This window comes from Pseudonocardia benzenivorans CB1190, assembly GCF_000196675.2.
Taxonomy (GTDB): Bacteria; Actinomycetota; Actinomycetes; order Mycobacteriales; family Pseudonocardiaceae; genus Pseudonocardia; species Pseudonocardia benzenivorans.
In genome coordinates this window covers 3,308,164-3,323,205 of the sequence record NC_015312.1, presented here as the reverse complement: position 1 = coordinate 3,323,205, position 15,042 = coordinate 3,308,164, and the positions used below count along the sequence as shown (strand labels likewise).

Sequence of the window (15,042 nt, the reverse complement as noted above, 5' to 3'; positions counted from 1 at the left end):
GGCAGCACTCTCGGGGACGGCAGGACCGGTTCAGCCGGCGGCGAGCCGCCGGGTGCGCACGGTGACCCCACCGACGGGACGGCCGCCCGCGCGCCGGGTGATCCGCAGCAGCACCTCGGTCCAGAGGTTCAGCTGGATCTCCTTGGCGGCGCGGAACGTGTCGTAGAGGACGCGCGAGACGGCGTCGCCCGGGCGCGCCCACGACTCGATGCCCATCACCAGGCCGCCGTCGTCCTCGTCGTGGGCGCGGAACTCGATCTGGCCCGCCTCGAGGTGCCCGCGCAGCGTCGCGAACCGGAAGCTCGTGTCGTCGGCCGCGACGACCCGCACGGGCCCGTCCCACGGGCCGGGCAGCCGGATCAGGAACTCGTCGCCGTCGCGGATCGCGCCGGGGTGCCCGCGGGTGCGCCGGAACACCGCGACGCCGCTGGGGAACCAGCCGTTGAGGTCCCGGACGAGGTCGGCCATCAGCTCGCGCGCGTCGAGCGCGGAGCCGCCGATGCGCACGGTGTAGCGCCGGTGCAGCAGGTCGCCGTGGCCGTCGGCGACCTCCTGGACCCGGTCGTCGCGATGGCGTTCGGGAAGCGCGGGCGCCTCGTCGGAGTCGTCCCCCTCCACCTCGCTGCGGTGCAGCGGCACCGTCCGCCACATGTAGCGCCAGCTCACCGCGGCCAGCCCGACGGGCCAGCGCACGAGAGCGGCGACCCGGCGGTGTCGACGGGACCCGGTCGCGGCCTTCCGACTCAGCACGGCCATGTCCGCATGAGAACACGGCTCCCGGGGAACGTGCTCGTCGTGACCGTCGGACGACTGCTCCACCGCATGGGGATCCGGGCCCTGCACCTGCAGACGACCTCGCTCGGGTCGATCGCGCTGTGCATCGGGCTGTGGCTGCGCGCGAAGACCGTCGACCAGGACGAGCGCGGCAACGCCGAGCGCCGCGCGCTGTTCGTCGGGCTCTGGCCACCCATGTTCTGGCTGATCGGGGAGTCGGTGCGCCGGCACGAGGAGCGGACACCGCTCCGCGGGCGCCGGGCATGAACGCCCGCGGCCTGGTCACCGAGCTCGACCGGCTCGCGGAGCTGGCGGTCAACTACGACGAGTCCGAGGCCCCCCGTGGCCCCGACGACCCGGACTGGCACGTCGACGTCGCCTCCGCGCAGCTGGGCACCGAACCCCCGGGCGACCCGGTGCCGGGCGGGATCTTCGAATCGGCCTGCGTGCTGGTGCGCGACTACGAGTTCTCCGACCACCGGCTTATCCGCGGGGTGTTCCGGCCCGCCGACGAGCTCCTCGGCCGGAACATGCTGCTCGAGGGCCGGTTCCTGTTCCTGCGGTTCTACCTGGGGGTGCGGGTCACGGCGGTCGTCGACGGCACCCGCGAGTGCCCCGACGGCCCGCAGCGGGTGTGGGGCTGGACCTACCAGACCCTCGACGGCCACCTCGAGCAGGGCAAGCTGACCTACGAGGTCGTCAAGGACCTGACGACGGGCGTCGTCTGCTTCCGCCTCGACGCCTACTCGCGCCGCGCACCGATCGAGAACCCGGTGCTGCGCACGGGGTTCCAGGTGTTCGGCCGGCGTACGCAGCTCGACTTCTACCGCCGCGTCGGGCAGCGGATGCACGACCTGCTCGCCGCCCACGAGGCCGGTGCGCCGCTCCCCCACCCCGCCCGGCTCGCGGGCGACGTCGTGCTCGCGCCCTCGGCGAGCCGGATGCGGCCGTGGGACCCCTTCGCGCTGCCGCTGCGCCACCCCGGCGTGCACGTGGCACGGCGGGCCCGGAAAGGACGGACGTGACCGTCTCGTCAGGACGCGCCCGTGATTCCCGCGTAGCGTCCCGACCGTGCCCGACATCACCGAACTGATACTCGACGACCACGAGTGGTTCCGTCGCCAGTTCGCCGCGCTCGACGAGCTGCGCAGGTCGACCCCCGTCGATCCCACCGCCCTACGCGACGTGTGGCAGCCGCTGGCCGACCACCTCGACGTCCACGCCGTCGCCGAGGAGGAGATCTTCTACCCGCAGCTGCTGCGCCGCGGCGGCAACGACGCCGAGGACGAGACGCTCGACGCCATCGGCGACCACAACGACATCCGCGACGGGGTGCACGCCGCCGCCCGCCACCCGATCGGCACCGACGCGTGGTGGGACGCCGTCCAGCAGGCACGCGACGCCAACGACGAGCACATGGCCGAGGAGGAGAACGAGGGGCTCCCCGACTTCCGGCTGCACGCCGCCCCCGGCCTGCGCGACGCGCTGGGCCGGCAGTTCAGGGCGTTCATCCAGCGCCACCGCGACGCACGCGGGATCGACGTCGGCGACAAGGACCCCGCCACCTACGTCGAACAGGTCGAGGATCGCAATAGGATCAGCGCCGGAGACGCCGACGAGACCGCACGGCTCGACGGCTCGCTCGGCATCGGCAGCCTGAAGGGGAAGTGAGCCGTCCATGACGACACCCGCCGACCACCTCCTGCGGGGGCACGCCCCCATCCCCGCCGAGGCGTGGTCCCAGATCGACGACGAGGCCCGCGAGCGGCTCACCCCGCTGCTCGCCGGCCGCAGGTTGGCCGACTTCGAGGGCCCCGGCGGCTGGAAGCACTCCGCCGTCGGCCTCGGGCGCACCGAGGACCTGCTCGGCCCGCCCGAGGGCGTCGCGCCCGACGGCGTGCGCACCCGCCGCCGCCGCGTGCTGCCCCTCGCCGAGGTGCGCGTGCCGTTCACCGTCTCGCGCGCCGAGATCGACGACATCCAGCGCGGCGCCGCGGACCCCGAGTTCGACGACCTCGACCGGGCCGCCCGGCTCGCGGCCGAGATCGAGAACCGGACGATCCTGCACGGCTGGGCCGCGGCGGGCATCGCGGGGATCAGCGAAGCCTCCCCCTACCCGGCGATGACCCTCGGCGAGGACTGCAACGCCTACCCCGGCATCGTCGCCCGCGCCGTCGACACCTTGCGCCGCAACGGCATCGAGGGCCCGTACTCGCTGGTGATCGGTCCGGAGGGCTACACCCGCATCGTCGAGACCACCGAGCACGGCGGCTACCTGCTCTTCGACCACCTGGCGCGCATCCTCGGCGGGTCGATCGTGTGGGCGCCGGGGGTGGCCGGGGCGATCGTCGCCAGCACCCGCGGCGGCGACTTCCTGCTCGACGTCGGCCAGGACCTCTCGATCGGATACAGCCATCACGACGCCGACACCGTGAGCCTCTACCTCGAGGAGAGCTTCACCTTCCGCGTCGTCGAGCCCGACGCCGCACTCGCCCTGGCCTGACGGCCCCGGACGGCCGGCACGGCGCGTCCCCCGCTCGCTGCGAGCGGGGGACGCGCCGTGTCACGGGCGGCGCCGGCGGTCAGAACGACAGCAGGCGGTCGAAGAACGTGCGGTAGCGGCCCAGCGCCAGGCGCAGGTCCTCGGTGGACGCCGCGTCGTCGTGCAGGTCGCGCTCCAGCTCGCCGCGCTGCTGGCGGAACATCGCCTCGATGTCGTCGAGCACCTCGCCGACGAGCTCGTTCGCGCCGCGGACCGCGGTGCGCGGCTCGTCGACGAAGTGGGCCTTGAGCGACTCCCAGCGCTGCTGGTAGTCGGCGGCACGCCGGGCGGGCACGAGCCGGTTGGGGTCGTCGTCCCCGACGTCGCGGCGGGTGAGTCCGCCGCCGGCTCCCGCGGGGGCTCCCCCGGGCGCGCCGCGGTCGTGGCCGGCCGGAACGCCGTCCGGCTCGCCCTGGCCGTACCCGGCCCCGCCGTAGCCGTCCCCGCCGTAGCCGTCCCTCTGAGGCCCGTCCGCGCCGTGGTGCTCCCGGGCGTCGCTCCGCATCGCCTCGGCGCGGCTGCCTCCCGCGGTCGTGTCCCGGGTTCCGTCGTGCTCGGCCGGCGGTGTGCCCCAGCCGTCGCGGGTCGCCCCGGGATCCTCGCTGCGGGTTCCGTCACCCCAGGTCCCGCCGTCGCGGTCGGTACCGGCCCGGTCGTCGACGGGGTCGCCACGGTCGGCGTGCCGGTCGTCGACCCGGTCCTGCATGCCGTCCGCCATGCGGTCCTGCATGCGCCCGTCGTGCCGGGCGTCGGCACGGTCGTCGGTGCGGTGCTCCATGTCGTCCTCCCCGTGGGTCGCGTGCCGCGCGTCGTGCTCGTCGGCGCGGGTCATCGGGTCGTCTCCTCGGTCCGGCGGTCCCCAGCCCGGTGGCCGTCGACCCCGTGGCCGTCGACCCGGTGGCCGTCGGTCCGGTGGCCGTCGACGCGGTCGCCGGCCTCCGCGGCGCGGTTCCCGCGGTCGCCGTTGCGACCGGCGCCACGGCGGCCGTCATCGCTCTCGTCGAGCAGCGCCTCGACCAGCGCGCGGTAGGACGTCACTGCCCGGCGCAGCTCCTCCGTGTCGACGCCGCCGCGGGCGTTGCGCCTCGAGATCTCGCGGGCCTCGCGGTAGCGCTGGACGACGATCGGGTGCTCGACCGAGACGTCCTCGGCGCGGCGGTCGAAGTCGGCGACGGGGTAGCCGCGCGCGCTCATGACCTCGGTGACGAAACCGTCGGCGCGCTCGACCGCGCGGTCCGGGTCGTCGACGAACCCGCTCTGCACCCCGAGCCAGCGGTTCTGGAACTCGGCGCGCTCGTGCTCGCCGAGCGGGCGCAGGTCGAGGCTGCGGTGCCGCTTCTCGCGCTCGGCGAGGCGCCGCTCGGCCGCCTTCGGGTCGTCGGTCTCGGCGAGGGTGCGCTCGTACTCCGGTCCGAAGTGCTCACGCAACCGTGCGCTGCGCCGCCGGGCGCCGACCAGGTAGGCCGCCACGCCGATCGCGACGAGGACCACCACCACGACGATGATCACTACGATGAGGGTCGTGTCCATGCGTCCGAGTGCCCGGACGCTGCCCGTCACAACCCGTTCATACGGTTCGATGCTGTGATGTCTGTCACACTCGATGGTACCTGGAGGCGCGCAGTGCTCCAGCTGGATGCACCACAATGAGCAACGAGGACCCCGATCGGGTGGAAGCCGCGGCCGAGGAGCTGTACGGCGTCCCACCGGACGACTTCGTCCCGGTCCGCGACGAGCTCGTCGCCGCGGCACGCGAGGCCGGCGACCGCGAGGCCGCGAAGGCGATCGGCAGGCTGCGCCGGCCCACCCAGGCCGCGTGGCTGGCGAACCTGCTCGCCCGCGAGCGCGCCCAGCAGCTCGACGGGCTCCTCTCGCTCGCCTCCGACCTCACCGACGCCCAGCGCACGCTCGACGGGGCCGCGCTGCGGACGTTGTCGGCGCAGCGCGGCAAGCTCGTCGCCGCGATGGCCAGGGAGGCCAGGGCGCTGGCCGGTCGCGACGGGCACCGCGTGGCCGAGAGCACCGAGCGCGACCTGCGCGGCATCCTCGACGCGGCCCTCGCCGACCCCGGTATCGCCGACCAGGTCCGGTCCGGGCGGCTGCACCGCACCGTCAGCTACTCGGGGTTCGGGCCCGACGCCCTCGCCGGCGCCGAACCACGGCCGGCACCGCGTCGCCCCGCACCGGCCGACGAACCGGCGCCGGCCGACGGCGACGAGGCCGGGCAGGACGAGGTCGCGCGCGACGAGCAGGCCGAACGCCGGGCCCGCGAGCTCGCCGACGCGCGGCGCTCCCTCGACGACGCCGTCGCCGCCGAGTCGGAGGCCCGCGAACGCGAGCAGGTCGACCGCGACGAGCACGACGACGCGGCCCGTCGCCTCACCGAGGCCAAGGACCGCGTCGCCGACCTGGTCGCCGAGCTGGAGCAGGCCCGCGCCGCGCAGCGCGACGCCACCGAGGCCGAACGGTCCGCGGCGGCGACGCTGCGCGACTCGTCGAGCCGGCTGCGGACCGCGGCGGCCGAGGTCGAACGCGCCCGCGCCCGCGTCGAGGACCTGTCCGGCTGACGCGGTCCTCGTCGCCGCGGCGGATCCGGTGCCGGCGACGACGCAGGCGTCGGCGGCACTTGATCCGGGGACCGCCGGTCAGCTCGGGGACGGGTCGAGCAGGGTGTGGCCGTCGCGGAAGACGACGCCGTTGCCGCACCGGACCTCGACCTTCCCGTCGGCGAACTGCTCGGTGTAGAGCCGCGCGTAGAGGCCACCGCGCGCGAGGAGGTCCTCGTGCGTCCCGCGCTCGACGATCTCCCCACCGTCGACGACGAGGATCTGGTCGGCACCCAGGATCGTCGAGAGCCGGTGGGCGATCGCGATCGTGGTGCGGGCCTGCGTCGCGGTCTCCAGCGCCTGCTGCACGAGCCGCTCGCTCGCGGTGTCCAGTGCGCTGGTGGCCTCGTCGAGGATCAGCACGGGCGGGTCCTTCAGCAGCACCCGGGCGATGGCGAGGCGCTGCTGCTCGCCGCCGGAGAGCCGGTAGCCACGCTCGCCGACGACGGTGTCGTAGCCGTCGGGGAAGCTCGCGATCCGGTCGTGGATGTTGGCGGCGCGGGCGGCGGCCTCGAGCTCGGCGTCGGTCGCGTCCGGCGCGGCATAGCGCAGGTTCGCGGCGATCGTCGCGTGCAGCAGATGGGTGTCCTGGGTGACCATGCCGACGGCCGCGCGCACCGACGCCTGGGTCAGCTCCCGGACGTCCTGGCCGTCGAGCAGCACCGCGCCGCGGTCGACGTCGTAGAGCCGCGGGATCAGGTACGACATCGTCGTCTTGCCCGAGCCGCTGGGTCCGACGATCGCGGTGAGCGTGCCCGGTGCCAGCTGCGCGCTGACCCCGCGCAGCGCCCACGGCCGCACCGGGGTCCCGGGCGGCGTGGGGTCGTCGCGGTCGGCGAGCGGGTAGCTGAACCAGACGTCGCGCAGCGTCACCGCACCCCGCACCGCCGTCGGGTCGAGGACCCGCGCGCCGGGGGCGTCGACGATCCGCGGCCGCAGGTCCAGGTAGGAGAAGATGCGCCCGAACAGCGCGAGCGAGGTCTGCACGTCCAGCGACACCCGCAGCAGGTTGACCGTCGGGAAGAGCAGCCGGGTCTGCAACGTCGTGAACGCGACGACGGTGCCCGCGCTCAGCCCGCCGCCCGCGGCGATCAGCAGGCCCGTGACCAGGTAGACCAGCGCGGGCGTGACGCCGAGGAACGTCTGCACGACCGCGAAGAACGTCTGTCCCGTCATGGCCTGGCGTACCTGCAGCCCGACCTGGTTGGCGTTCTCCTCGCGGTAGCGGCGCACCTCGTCGGCCTGCCGGTTGAACACCTTGGCCAGCAGGACCCCCGACACCGACAGCGCCTCCTCGGTGATCGCCGTCATGTCCGAGAGCGACTCCTGGGTCCGGCCGGCCAGCCTGCGGCGGACCCGTCCGACGCGGACCTGCAGCAGCACGAAGACCGGCACCAGCGCGACCGCGACCAGCGTCAGCTGCCAGCTCAGCAGCAGCATCGCCACCAGTGCCGCGACGACGGTGACGACGTTGCCCAGGATCGACGTCGCCGTCTCGGTGAGCACGCTCTGCACGCCGCCGACGTCGTTGGCCAGCCGGGACTGGATCGCGCCCGTCCGGGTGGCGGTGAAGAACGCGAGGTCCATGCGCTGCAGGTGCTCGAAGAGCCGGCCGCGCAGGTCGGCCATGACGCGGTTGCCGAGCAGCGTCGTCTGCCACGTCTGCCACACCCCGATCAGCGCGGAGACGACCGGGATCGCGACCATCCCGGCCACCAGCCACCCGAGCAGGGGGATGTCGACGACGTGGTCCGGCGGGAACAGGGCCTTGTCGAACGTCGCCTGCGTCAGGAACGGCGTGACGATGCCCAGCCCGCTCGAGACGAGCACCGCCGTGAGGATTCCCGCGAGCGCCCACCGGTGCGGCCCGAACAGCGCCCACACCCGGCGCCCGATCCGGTCGCCCGCGGGGCTCGTCCCCACCGTCACGCCTGCGTCGTTCGCCCCGGTCACATCGCGCCCCCTCGGTGAAACCGGCCACACGCCGACCGGCCGGCCCAGCCTGCCAGGCGCCACAGCGGGTCGCGCGTGACAGGGTCGGTGCGTGGGATCGGTCTGTCCGGAGGAAGCGGCCCGGGCCGCGGCGCCGCCCCGGCCGGCGCTCGGGGCGCGGGTGCGCGCGGTGGCGTGGCGGCGCTGGGCGCTGATCGTCGGCCTCACCGTCCCGGTCACCGTCGGGCTCGGCGCGGTGTCGGTGCCCTCGCCCGCGCTGTTCGCGGGCCTGCTCGTCGGGACGGTGCTGGCGCTGCTGGGGCGGGCCCCGCGGGCGGTCCCGCAGCCCGCGACGACGGGCGCGCAGGCCGTCATCGGCGTGGTGATCGGGTTGATCGCCCAGAGCGACACGCTGGCCGCGGTCGCGCGCGACTGGCTGCCGGTCCTCGGCATCGGCCTCGCGACGCTGCTCGCGAGCATGGGCGCCGGGTTGCTGCTGGGCGTGCAGCGCGGGGTGTCGCCGCTGACCGGGATGCTTGCGCTCACGGCGGGCGGGGCGTCGGGCCTGGTCGCGATCAGCCGTGAGCTGGGCGGCGACGAGCGGGTCGTCGCCGTCGTGCAGTACCTGCGGGTGGGGCTGGTGACGGCGACGATGCCGGTCGTCGCGGCGCTCGCGTTCGGCGCCCGGCACGGCGCTCCCGGCGGCGACACCGCCGCGTCGGCGCCCTGGTACGTCGGGCTCGGCGTGCTCGCGTTCTGCTGCGCGGTGGGCGTCCCGCTCGGGGTGCTCACCCGGGTCCCGGCGGGCGCGCTGCTGGGGCCGATGGTCGTCGCGCTGGTGCTCGCGCTGACCGGCTGGTCGTTCGGGTCGACCCCACCGTCGCTGGTCGTCGACGTGGCCTATGCCGTGATCGGCTGGCAGGCGGGCGTCCGCTTCACCCGGGAGAGCCTGCGCACGGTCGCGCGGGTGTTGCCGCTCGCGATCGGGTTGATCGTCGTGATCATCGGAGCGTGCGCGGCGCTGGGCGTCGTGCTCGCGCACCTCACCGGCGCGACGCTGCTCGAGGGCTATCTCGCGACGACGCCCGGCGGGATCTACGCCGTCCTCGCGACGGCGATCTCGGCGGGCACCAACGTCACGTTCGTGGTGGCGATGCAGGTGCTGCGGGTGGTGCTGATGCTGCTCATCGCGCCCTTCCTGGCCCGGCTCGCGGGTCGGCGCTGGGGCACTACCGGACGCGACTGACCCGCCCCGGCGGCGGCTCGGGGACCGCCCCGGGGTGCAGGACCGCCGCGAGCGCCTCGATGCCGTCGACGAGCCGCGGCCCGCCGCGCACGACGTAGGACGCCGAGTCGATCGCCACGACCGGTCCCGGCGGCAGCGTCTCGAGTACGTCGTGGGCCTGGGCGATCGCGTCGTCGAGCCCGTAGCCACAGGGCGCGACGACGGTCAGGTCCGCACCGAGCCCGTCGATCTCGTCCCAGGTGACGGCCACGCTGCGGGCACCCTCGGCGCCGCCGGCGGCGAGTCCCCCGGCGCGGCGCACCAGCTCGGGCACCCAGTGGCCCGGCAGGTACGGCGGATCGGTCCACTCCAGCACCAGGACCCGCGGCCGTGCGCGCCCGGCGACGGCGGCCGCGACCGCGTCCAGCCGCGCCCGCAGCCCCGCCACCAGCGCCGACGCCGCCCGTGGGTGCCCGGCCCGGACGCCGACCTCGGTGACCGCGGCCAGCACCTCCTCGACGGTGTGCGGGTCGACCCGCACCACGTCCGCGTCGGACCCGAGCACCGCCAGGGCGTGCACCACGTCGTCCGACGGCAGGGCACACACCCGGCACAGGTCCTGGGTGAGGATGAGGTCGGGCGCCGCCGCGGCCAGGGCCGCGCGATCGAGCGCGTACATCGGCAGCCCGCGCGCGGCCCGGTCGCGGACCACGGCGTCGACCCCGGCGGGATCGAGCCCCGCCGGCAACGCCGTGTCGACGACGACGGCGCAGCGGTCCCGGACGCCCGCGGGCTCGTCGCACTCGTAGGTGACCGCGACCAGGTCGTCGGCGAGACCGAGCGCGCCGACGATCTCGGTCGCCGCGGGCAGCAGCGAGGCGATCCTCATCGGACCATCCGGAAGAAGGTCCGGACCTCGTCGACGAACACCTCCGGCTGCTCCAGCGAGGCGAAGTGCCCGCCCGCCTCCGGATGGTTGAGCATCCGCAGGTCGGTGAACCGGCGCTCCAGCCAGCTGCGCGGCAACCGGCGCATCTCCTGCGGGAAGACGGTCGCACCCGTCGGCACCTCGACCGGGTCGAAGCGCGTCTTGCCGTAGCTCTCCCAGTACAGCCGCGCCGACGACGCCGCGCTCCCGGTGAGCCAGTACGTCATGACGTTGTCGAGCAGTCGGTCGCGCGGGATCGTGTTCTCGGGATGGCCCGCGCAGTCGGTCCAGTCCCAGAACTTCTCGACGATCCAGGCGCACTGCCCGGCGGGCGAGTCGGTGAGCCCGTAGCCGAGTGTCTGCGGCCGGGTCGCCTGGATCGCCGAGTAACCGGCGCCGAAGCGGTTGAACCGCTTCGAGTCCAGTACGGCCCGCTTCTCCTCCGGCGTGAGCCGGCCGCGCTCCTCCGGCGGCGGCACGTCGGCGAGCGGCATGGTCAGGTGGATGCCGACGACGTTCTCCGGGGCCCCGGTGCCGAGCGTCGCGGTGATGATCGAGCCCCAGTCGCCACCCTGGGCGCCGTAGCGCTCGTAGCCCAGCCGGTCCATGAGTTGGGCCCATGCCGTCGCGATACGTTCGACGCCCCAGCCCGGGACCCGCGGCTTGCCGCTGAACCCGAAGCCGGGCAGCGAGGGCACGACGACGTGGAAGGCGTCGGCCGGGTCGGGCGGGTCGACCAGGGCGTCGATCACGCCGAGGTACTCGACGATCGAGCCCGGCCAGCCGTGGGTGAGGATCAGCGGCAGGGCGCCCTCGTGGCGCGACCGCGCGTGCAGGGCGTGCACGTCGACCACGTCGTCGGCGCCGCCGTCGAGCACGGTCCGGATCTGCGGCCACGAGTTGATCTCGGCCTCGCAGCGCCGCCAGTCGTACCCGTCGGCCCAGTACGCGCACAGCTCCTGCACGTAGTCCAGCGGGACGCCCTGCGTCCAGCCGTCGACGGTCGCCGGGTCGGGCCAGCGGGTGCGACGCAGCCGGTCGCGGAGGTCGTCGAGGTCGGCCTGGGGCGTCTCGATGCGGTACTCGCGCACGTCCTTACAGTTGCACGCCGCGCGTCAGTGCACCGTCAACGACGAGGTTCGTGCCGCTGATCCGGCTCGCCAGCGGGCTCGCCAGCATGACGACGGCATAGGCCACCTCCTCGGGCGTGCCCATCCGGCCGGTCGGGTTGAGCCCGAGCGCGGTCGACCAGAGCTCGGGGTTGCCCTGCTCGATGCCCTGCCACACCCCGCCGTCGAAGTAGGTGTTGCCCGGGGAGACGGCGTTGGCCCGGATCCCCTTGGGCGCCAGGTCGAGCGCGAGCCCGGAGACGTAGTGCACGAGCGCGGCCTTCATGACGCCGTAGGACCCGTCGGCGAAGTCGATCTCGCGGCCGGACACGCTGGACACCGCGATGACCGACGCGGCGTCCGACGCCTCCAGGTGCGGCATCGCCGCCTCGACCATGCGCACCGTGTGCATCAGGTCGACCTCGAAGCTGGCCTTCCAGTTCTCCTCGCCGGGGCCGATGGCCAGCGCGCTGACGTTCGCGACGACGATGTCGATCCCACCGGCCTCCGCCGCCTCGTCGGCCACCCAGGCGGCGAGCGCCTCCCCGTCGCCGACGTCGAGCGCCCGGCCCGCGACGTCGTAGCCCTTGCCGCCCAGCAGGTCCACCCGGGCGAGGATCTCCTCCTCGGAGCGCGCGCAGAACGCGACGCGCACGCCCTCGGCGGCGAGCATCTCGACGATCGCGGCGCCGATGCCGCGCGTCCCGCCGGTGACGAGCGCCTTGCGACCGGTCAGCTGCAGGTCCATTCGATCTCCCTAGAGGGGTCGGTCGGCGGGCCGCGTCACAGCGTCGCGGCCTGCTCGCGCAGGTGGGTGTGCATGCCGTTGTACGCGCGACCCGCCGGCAGCAGTGCCTTCGGGACCTTCGTGACGGCCGAGTAGTTGGTGTCGACGACGTTGGCCAGCGGTGACTCGCTGATCTGGGTGAGCAGCTGGTAGGCGTCGAGCCGGTCCAGACCGTACAGCTCGCCGAGCCAGCCGATCATGCCGACCTGGCTGGCCCGCCAGGCGTCCTCCAGCGGCCGCGACGACCCGACCACGACGTAGTGGGTGTCGGACTCGATCCGCGGCCACAGCGGCGCGGGCGCGCCCTTGATCAGCTCGACGAGCAGCGTCACGTCCATCGCGCCCTCGACGGCGGTGCCACAGCTCTCGCCCTCGCCCTGCCGGTAGTGCCCGTCGCCGACCGAGAACAGCGCGCCCTCGACGTTGACCTGCAGGTAGCAGGTGACGCCCGGCTTCATCTCGGGCGTGTCCATGTTCCCGCCGAACATGTCGGGCACCAGGCTCGAGCGCACCTCGCGCCCGGCGGGCGCGACGCCGACCGTGCCGAGCATCGGGTTGCAGGGCAACTCGAGGCGCACGTCGGCACTCGTGGCCTCGAACAGCACGGTGCCGGCGGCCCGGTCGAGCTGGTAGATCCAGGTCCGCTCGGGCAGCGGGTCGTGCAGCAGGGCGGTGCGGTCGGTCGTCGACAGCGCGCCGAAGAACGGGATCGTCGACGACGCCCCCCAGTCGCGGGCCGGGGTGAGGTCGACGATGTGCAGGGCCAGCGTGTCGCCGGGCTCGGCGCCCTCGACGTAGAACGGGCCGGTCTGCGGGTTGACCTCGGTCATGTCCAGCACGTCGCCCGGCCGGTCGGTGACCCGGGTCAGCCGCCCGGAGAAGGCGTCCTCGGTCCACAGCCGCAGCAGCGTCCCCGGGGTGATCCGGTGACTCGGCGCGACGCCGCCGAAGGTCCACACGTACTGGTCACGTTCGGGTCGGTACTCGACGACGTCCACCCGGGTGATCGTCGACCGTCCGCGGTGCCCGCCGCAAGAGCCGATCTTCCGAACTCCCCCGGCCGCCGGCCCCGCCGGTGACTCAGGGCCGCCGGTGCACCGACACCGCGTAGTCGCCGCCCGCGTACGGGTCGCGCGTCCAGGTCGACCAGCGCGCGTCGAGGACCAGCCCCGCCGCGGCACACCAGCCGTCGTAGTCGGCGACCGACGGCCAGCCCGGCCGCAGCGTGAACCCGGCCACCAGCAGCCCGCCCGTGCGCAGCGCCCGTGCGCACGCCGCGACGGCACCCGGCCGGTCGGCCGGGTCGGCGTAGGGCACGACGTTGCCGGCGAGCAGCACGAGACCGAACCGGCTCTCGTCGGCGAGGTCCTGCAGACCCTCCTGGCGCCACGTCAGCTCCGGAGCCTTGCCGCGCGCCAGCGCGATCATGTCGCCGTCGGGGTCGAGGCCCTCCACGTCGACGCCGCGGCGGGCCAGCTCGACCGCCACCCGGCCCGTGCCGCACCCGCCGTCGAGCACGGGCGCACCCGTGCGGCCCGCCAGCAGCGCGACGACCAGGTCGGCCTCGCCGTGCGGGTTGCCCCCCTCGGCTTCGATCCGCGCCCACCGGGCCTCGTACTCGTCGAGGTCGACGGCCCGGCGCCACCGCCGCCAGTCGTCGGGGAGCGCGTCGGACATGCCGGGAAGCCTAGTGGTCGGGCAGGATCGGGCGGGTGGAACGGACCGCGTCGCCCGGCGCCGTGCACCAGTCGCTCACCGACGGCATCGGGGCCACCCCGCTGGTCCGGCTCGACCGCGTCGTGGCCGGCATCGCCGCCGAGGTCCACGTCAAGGCCGAGTACGCCAACCCCGGTGGCAGCGTGAAGGACCGCGCGGCGTTCGCGATGGTCACCGCGGCCGAACGCGACGGCCGGCTGCGGTCCGGCGGGACCGTCGTCGAGGGCACGTCGGGCAACACCGGGATCGGCCTCGCGATGGTCGCCGCGCGCCGTGGGTACCGCTGCGTGCTGGTCGTGCCCGACCGCACGGCCGCCGAGAAGATCGCGCTCCTGCGCGCGTACGGCGCCGAGGTCGTCCTCACCCCCGGCACGGTCCCGCAGCACGACCCCCGGCACGTCCGGCGCCTCGCCGAACGGATCGCCGCCGAGACCCCCGGCGGGTGGCTCGCCGACCAGTACACCAACCCCGCCAACCCGCTCGTCCACCAGCGGACGACCGGCCCCGAGATCTGGGCCCAGACCGGCGGGCGGATCACCCACCTCGTCGCGGGCGTCGGCACCGGCGGGACGATCACCGGCACGGCCCGGCACCTGCGCGAGGTCGCGGGCGGCCGGGTGCGGATCGTGGCCGCCGACCCGGCGACGTCGCGCTACTCCGGCGGCGACGGCAGCCCGTACACCGTCGAGGCCGTCGGGCACTACCTGCACCCCGACACCGTCGACGACGAGTGGCCCGAGACCTACGACCCGACGGTCGTCGACGAGTTCGTGCGGGTCGCCGACGGCGACGCGGTCCGGCTGGTGCGCCGCGTCGCCCGCGAGGAGGGCCTGCTGCTCGGCGGCTCGGCGGGCACCGCGCTGGTCGCGGCGCTGCAGGTCGCGGCGGACCTCGGGGCCGGCGACGTCGTCGTCGCGATCGCGCCCGACTCCGGTCGCGCCTACCTCAGCAAGTACTTCGACGACGACTGGTGCGCGCGGCTGGGGTTCGTCGACGCCGCCACCGGCCCGTTGGTGCGCGACGTCCTGCCGCCCGCCGCGCCCGGGCTCGCCGTCGTCCCGCTCGGGCGCCGCGTCGGCGAGGTCGCCGCGGCGCTGCCCCCAGGCCCCGACCTCCGCCCCGTCGTCGCCGACCGGCAGACCACCTCGGCCGACCGGGCCTCGGGCGACGTCGTCGGGTCGGTCTCGGTGTCGGCGCTGCGGCACGCTCCCGCAGACGGGTCGGTCGCCGACCACCTGCTGGAGCCGCTGGCGACGATCGGGATCGGCGAGTCCGTCGCCGGGGCGCTGGCCCGCGTCCCCGACGACGGCCGGCCGCTGCTCGTCCTCGACGACGGCCGGGTCGTCCGCTCGACGTCGCGCCACGACCTCACCCGTGAGCGGCGATAGTCGCCAGGGCGGCTATCGCCACCCACGAGCCCTGA

General features: G+C 74.7%; 16 protein-coding genes. 7 read left to right on the top strand and 9 right to left on the bottom strand.

The window, feature by feature from the left end; translation table 11 throughout:
• Positions 1-30: 30 nt before the first annotated feature.
• Complete coding sequence (locus PSED_RS15685; RefSeq protein WP_013675232.1) at positions 31-756, bottom strand: DUF1990 family protein; 726 nt, start codon at positions 754-756, stop codon at positions 31-33.
• Between the two features lie 6 nt (positions 757-762).
• Here PSED_RS15685 and PSED_RS15680 point away from each other — a divergent pair, with 6 nt between their 5' ends.
• The 4 genes from PSED_RS15680 to PSED_RS15665 are packed head-to-tail and all read left to right on the top strand — an operon-like array spanning position 763 to position 3,277.
• The gene (locus PSED_RS15680; RefSeq protein WP_013675231.1) at positions 763-1,041 is read left to right on the top strand and encodes a hypothetical protein; all 279 of its coding nucleotides are present in this window, start codon (positions 763-765) and stop codon (positions 1,039-1,041) included.
• A complete protein-coding gene (locus PSED_RS15675; protein ID WP_013675230.1) occupies positions 1,038-1,799 on the top strand; it encodes a DUF1990 domain-containing protein in 762 nt (253 codons plus the stop codon). The genes PSED_RS15680 and PSED_RS15675 overlap by 4 nt, the downstream gene beginning before the upstream one ends.
• Positions 1,800-1,845: 46 nt before the next feature.
• Positions 1,846-2,445 carry a hemerythrin domain-containing protein gene (locus PSED_RS15670; RefSeq protein WP_013675229.1) on the top strand — a complete coding sequence of 200 codons (600 nt, stop codon included), beginning with the start codon at positions 1,846-1,848 and terminating at the stop codon, positions 2,443-2,445.
• A 7-nt stretch (positions 2,446-2,452) separates the two neighbouring features.
• On the top strand, positions 2,453-3,277 hold the full coding sequence (locus PSED_RS15665) for a family 1 encapsulin nanocompartment shell protein (protein ID WP_013675228.1): 825 nt from the start codon (positions 2,453-2,455) through the stop codon (positions 3,275-3,277).
• 79 nt (positions 3,278-3,356) lie between these two features.
• Here PSED_RS15665 and PSED_RS15660 read toward each other — a convergent pair whose 3' ends face one another.
• On the bottom strand, positions 3,357-4,148 hold the full coding sequence (locus tag PSED_RS15660; protein ID WP_013675227.1) for a hypothetical protein: 792 nt from the start codon (positions 4,146-4,148) through the stop codon (positions 3,357-3,359).
• Complete coding sequence (locus tag PSED_RS15655) at positions 4,145-4,846, bottom strand: hypothetical protein (protein WP_013675226.1); 702 nt, start codon at positions 4,844-4,846, stop codon at positions 4,145-4,147. The genes PSED_RS15660 and PSED_RS15655 overlap by 4 nt, the downstream gene beginning before the upstream one ends.
• Positions 4,847-4,962: 116 nt before the next feature.
• Between PSED_RS15655 and PSED_RS15650 the strand changes: the two genes are divergently transcribed.
• Positions 4,963-5,883 carry a hypothetical protein gene (locus PSED_RS15650; RefSeq protein WP_013675225.1) on the top strand — a complete coding sequence of 307 codons (921 nt, stop codon included), beginning with the start codon at positions 4,963-4,965 and terminating at the stop codon, positions 5,881-5,883.
• A 78-nt stretch (positions 5,884-5,961) separates the two neighbouring features.
• Here the strand turns inward: PSED_RS15650 and PSED_RS15645 are convergent, their stop codons facing one another.
• A complete protein-coding gene (locus PSED_RS15645; RefSeq protein WP_041759707.1) occupies positions 5,962-7,851 on the bottom strand; it encodes an ABC transporter ATP-binding protein in 1,890 nt (629 codons plus the stop codon).
• A 115-nt stretch (positions 7,852-7,966) separates the two neighbouring features.
• Here PSED_RS15645 and PSED_RS15640 point away from each other — a divergent pair, with 115 nt between their 5' ends.
• Positions 7,967-9,100, top strand: a complete 1,134-nt coding sequence (locus PSED_RS15640) for an AbrB family transcriptional regulator (protein ID WP_013675223.1) — start codon at positions 7,967-7,969, stop codon at positions 9,098-9,100.
• Here PSED_RS15640 and PSED_RS15635 read toward each other — a convergent pair.
• From PSED_RS15635 to PSED_RS15615, 5 genes are all read right to left on the bottom strand, one after another.
• The gene (locus PSED_RS15635) at positions 9,084-9,968 is read right to left on the bottom strand and encodes an ABC transporter substrate-binding protein (RefSeq protein WP_013675222.1); all 885 of its coding nucleotides are present in this window, start codon (positions 9,966-9,968) and stop codon (positions 9,084-9,086) included. The two genes, PSED_RS15640 and PSED_RS15635, sit on opposite strands and share 17 nt — an antisense overlap.
• Positions 9,965-11,098 carry an epoxide hydrolase family protein gene (locus PSED_RS15630; RefSeq protein ID WP_013675221.1) on the bottom strand — a complete coding sequence of 378 codons (1,134 nt, stop codon included), beginning with the start codon at positions 11,096-11,098 and terminating at the stop codon, positions 9,965-9,967. Before PSED_RS15630 ends, PSED_RS15635 begins: the two co-directional genes overlap by 4 nt.
• A 4-nt stretch (positions 11,099-11,102) precedes the next feature.
• Positions 11,103-11,864 (bottom strand): SDR family NAD(P)-dependent oxidoreductase, encoded by a 762-nt coding sequence (locus PSED_RS15625; RefSeq protein ID WP_013675220.1) that lies wholly within the window; start codon positions 11,862-11,864, stop codon positions 11,103-11,105.
• 35 nt (positions 11,865-11,899) lie between these two features.
• Positions 11,900-12,901 carry an acetamidase/formamidase family protein gene (locus PSED_RS15620; protein WP_013675219.1) on the bottom strand — a complete coding sequence of 334 codons (1,002 nt, stop codon included), beginning with the start codon at positions 12,899-12,901 and terminating at the stop codon, positions 11,900-11,902.
• A gap of 82 nt (positions 12,902-12,983) precedes the next feature.
• The gene (locus tag PSED_RS15615) at positions 12,984-13,580 is read right to left on the bottom strand and encodes a class I SAM-dependent methyltransferase (protein WP_013675218.1); all 597 of its coding nucleotides are present in this window, start codon (positions 13,578-13,580) and stop codon (positions 12,984-12,986) included.
• A gap of 35 nt (positions 13,581-13,615) precedes the next feature.
• On the opposite strand from PSED_RS15615, the gene PSED_RS15610 reads away from it, so the two are divergent.
• The gene (locus PSED_RS15610) at positions 13,616-15,007 is read left to right on the top strand and encodes a PLP-dependent cysteine synthase family protein (RefSeq protein ID WP_013675217.1); all 1,392 of its coding nucleotides are present in this window, start codon (positions 13,616-13,618) and stop codon (positions 15,005-15,007) included.
• Positions 15,008-15,042 lie beyond the last annotated feature (35 nt).

Excerpts from the sequence above, each read along its gene's own strand:
- PSED_RS15635 (WP_013675222.1), bottom strand. The coding sequence starts at position 9,968 with ATGAGGATCGCCTCGCTGCTGCCCGCGGCGACCGAGATCGTCGGCGCG.
- PSED_RS15665 (WP_013675228.1), top strand. The coding sequence starts at position 2,453 with ATGACGACACCCGCCGACCACCTCCTGCGGGGGCACGCCCCCATCCCC.
- PSED_RS15675 (WP_013675230.1), top strand. The coding sequence starts at position 1,038 with ATGAACGCCCGCGGCCTGGTCACCGAGCTCGACCGGCTCGCGGAGCTG.
- PSED_RS15655 (WP_013675226.1), bottom strand. The coding sequence starts at position 4,846 with ATGGACACGACCCTCATCGTAGTGATCATCGTCGTGGTGGTGGTCCTC.
- PSED_RS15660 (WP_013675227.1), bottom strand. The coding sequence starts at position 4,148 with ATGACCCGCGCCGACGAGCACGACGCGCGGCACGCGACCCACGGGGAG.
- PSED_RS15615 (WP_013675218.1), bottom strand. The coding sequence starts at position 13,580 with ATGTCCGACGCGCTCCCCGACGACTGGCGGCGGTGGCGCCGGGCCGTC.
- PSED_RS15650 (WP_013675225.1), top strand. The coding sequence starts at position 4,963 with ATGAGCAACGAGGACCCCGATCGGGTGGAAGCCGCGGCCGAGGAGCTG.
- PSED_RS15625 (WP_013675220.1), bottom strand. The coding sequence starts at position 11,864 with ATGGACCTGCAGCTGACCGGTCGCAAGGCGCTCGTCACCGGCGGGACG.
- PSED_RS15680 (WP_013675231.1), top strand. The coding sequence starts at position 763 with ATGAGAACACGGCTCCCGGGGAACGTGCTCGTCGTGACCGTCGGACGA.
- PSED_RS15685 (WP_013675232.1), bottom strand. The coding sequence starts at position 756 with ATGGCCGTGCTGAGTCGGAAGGCCGCGACCGGGTCCCGTCGACACCGC.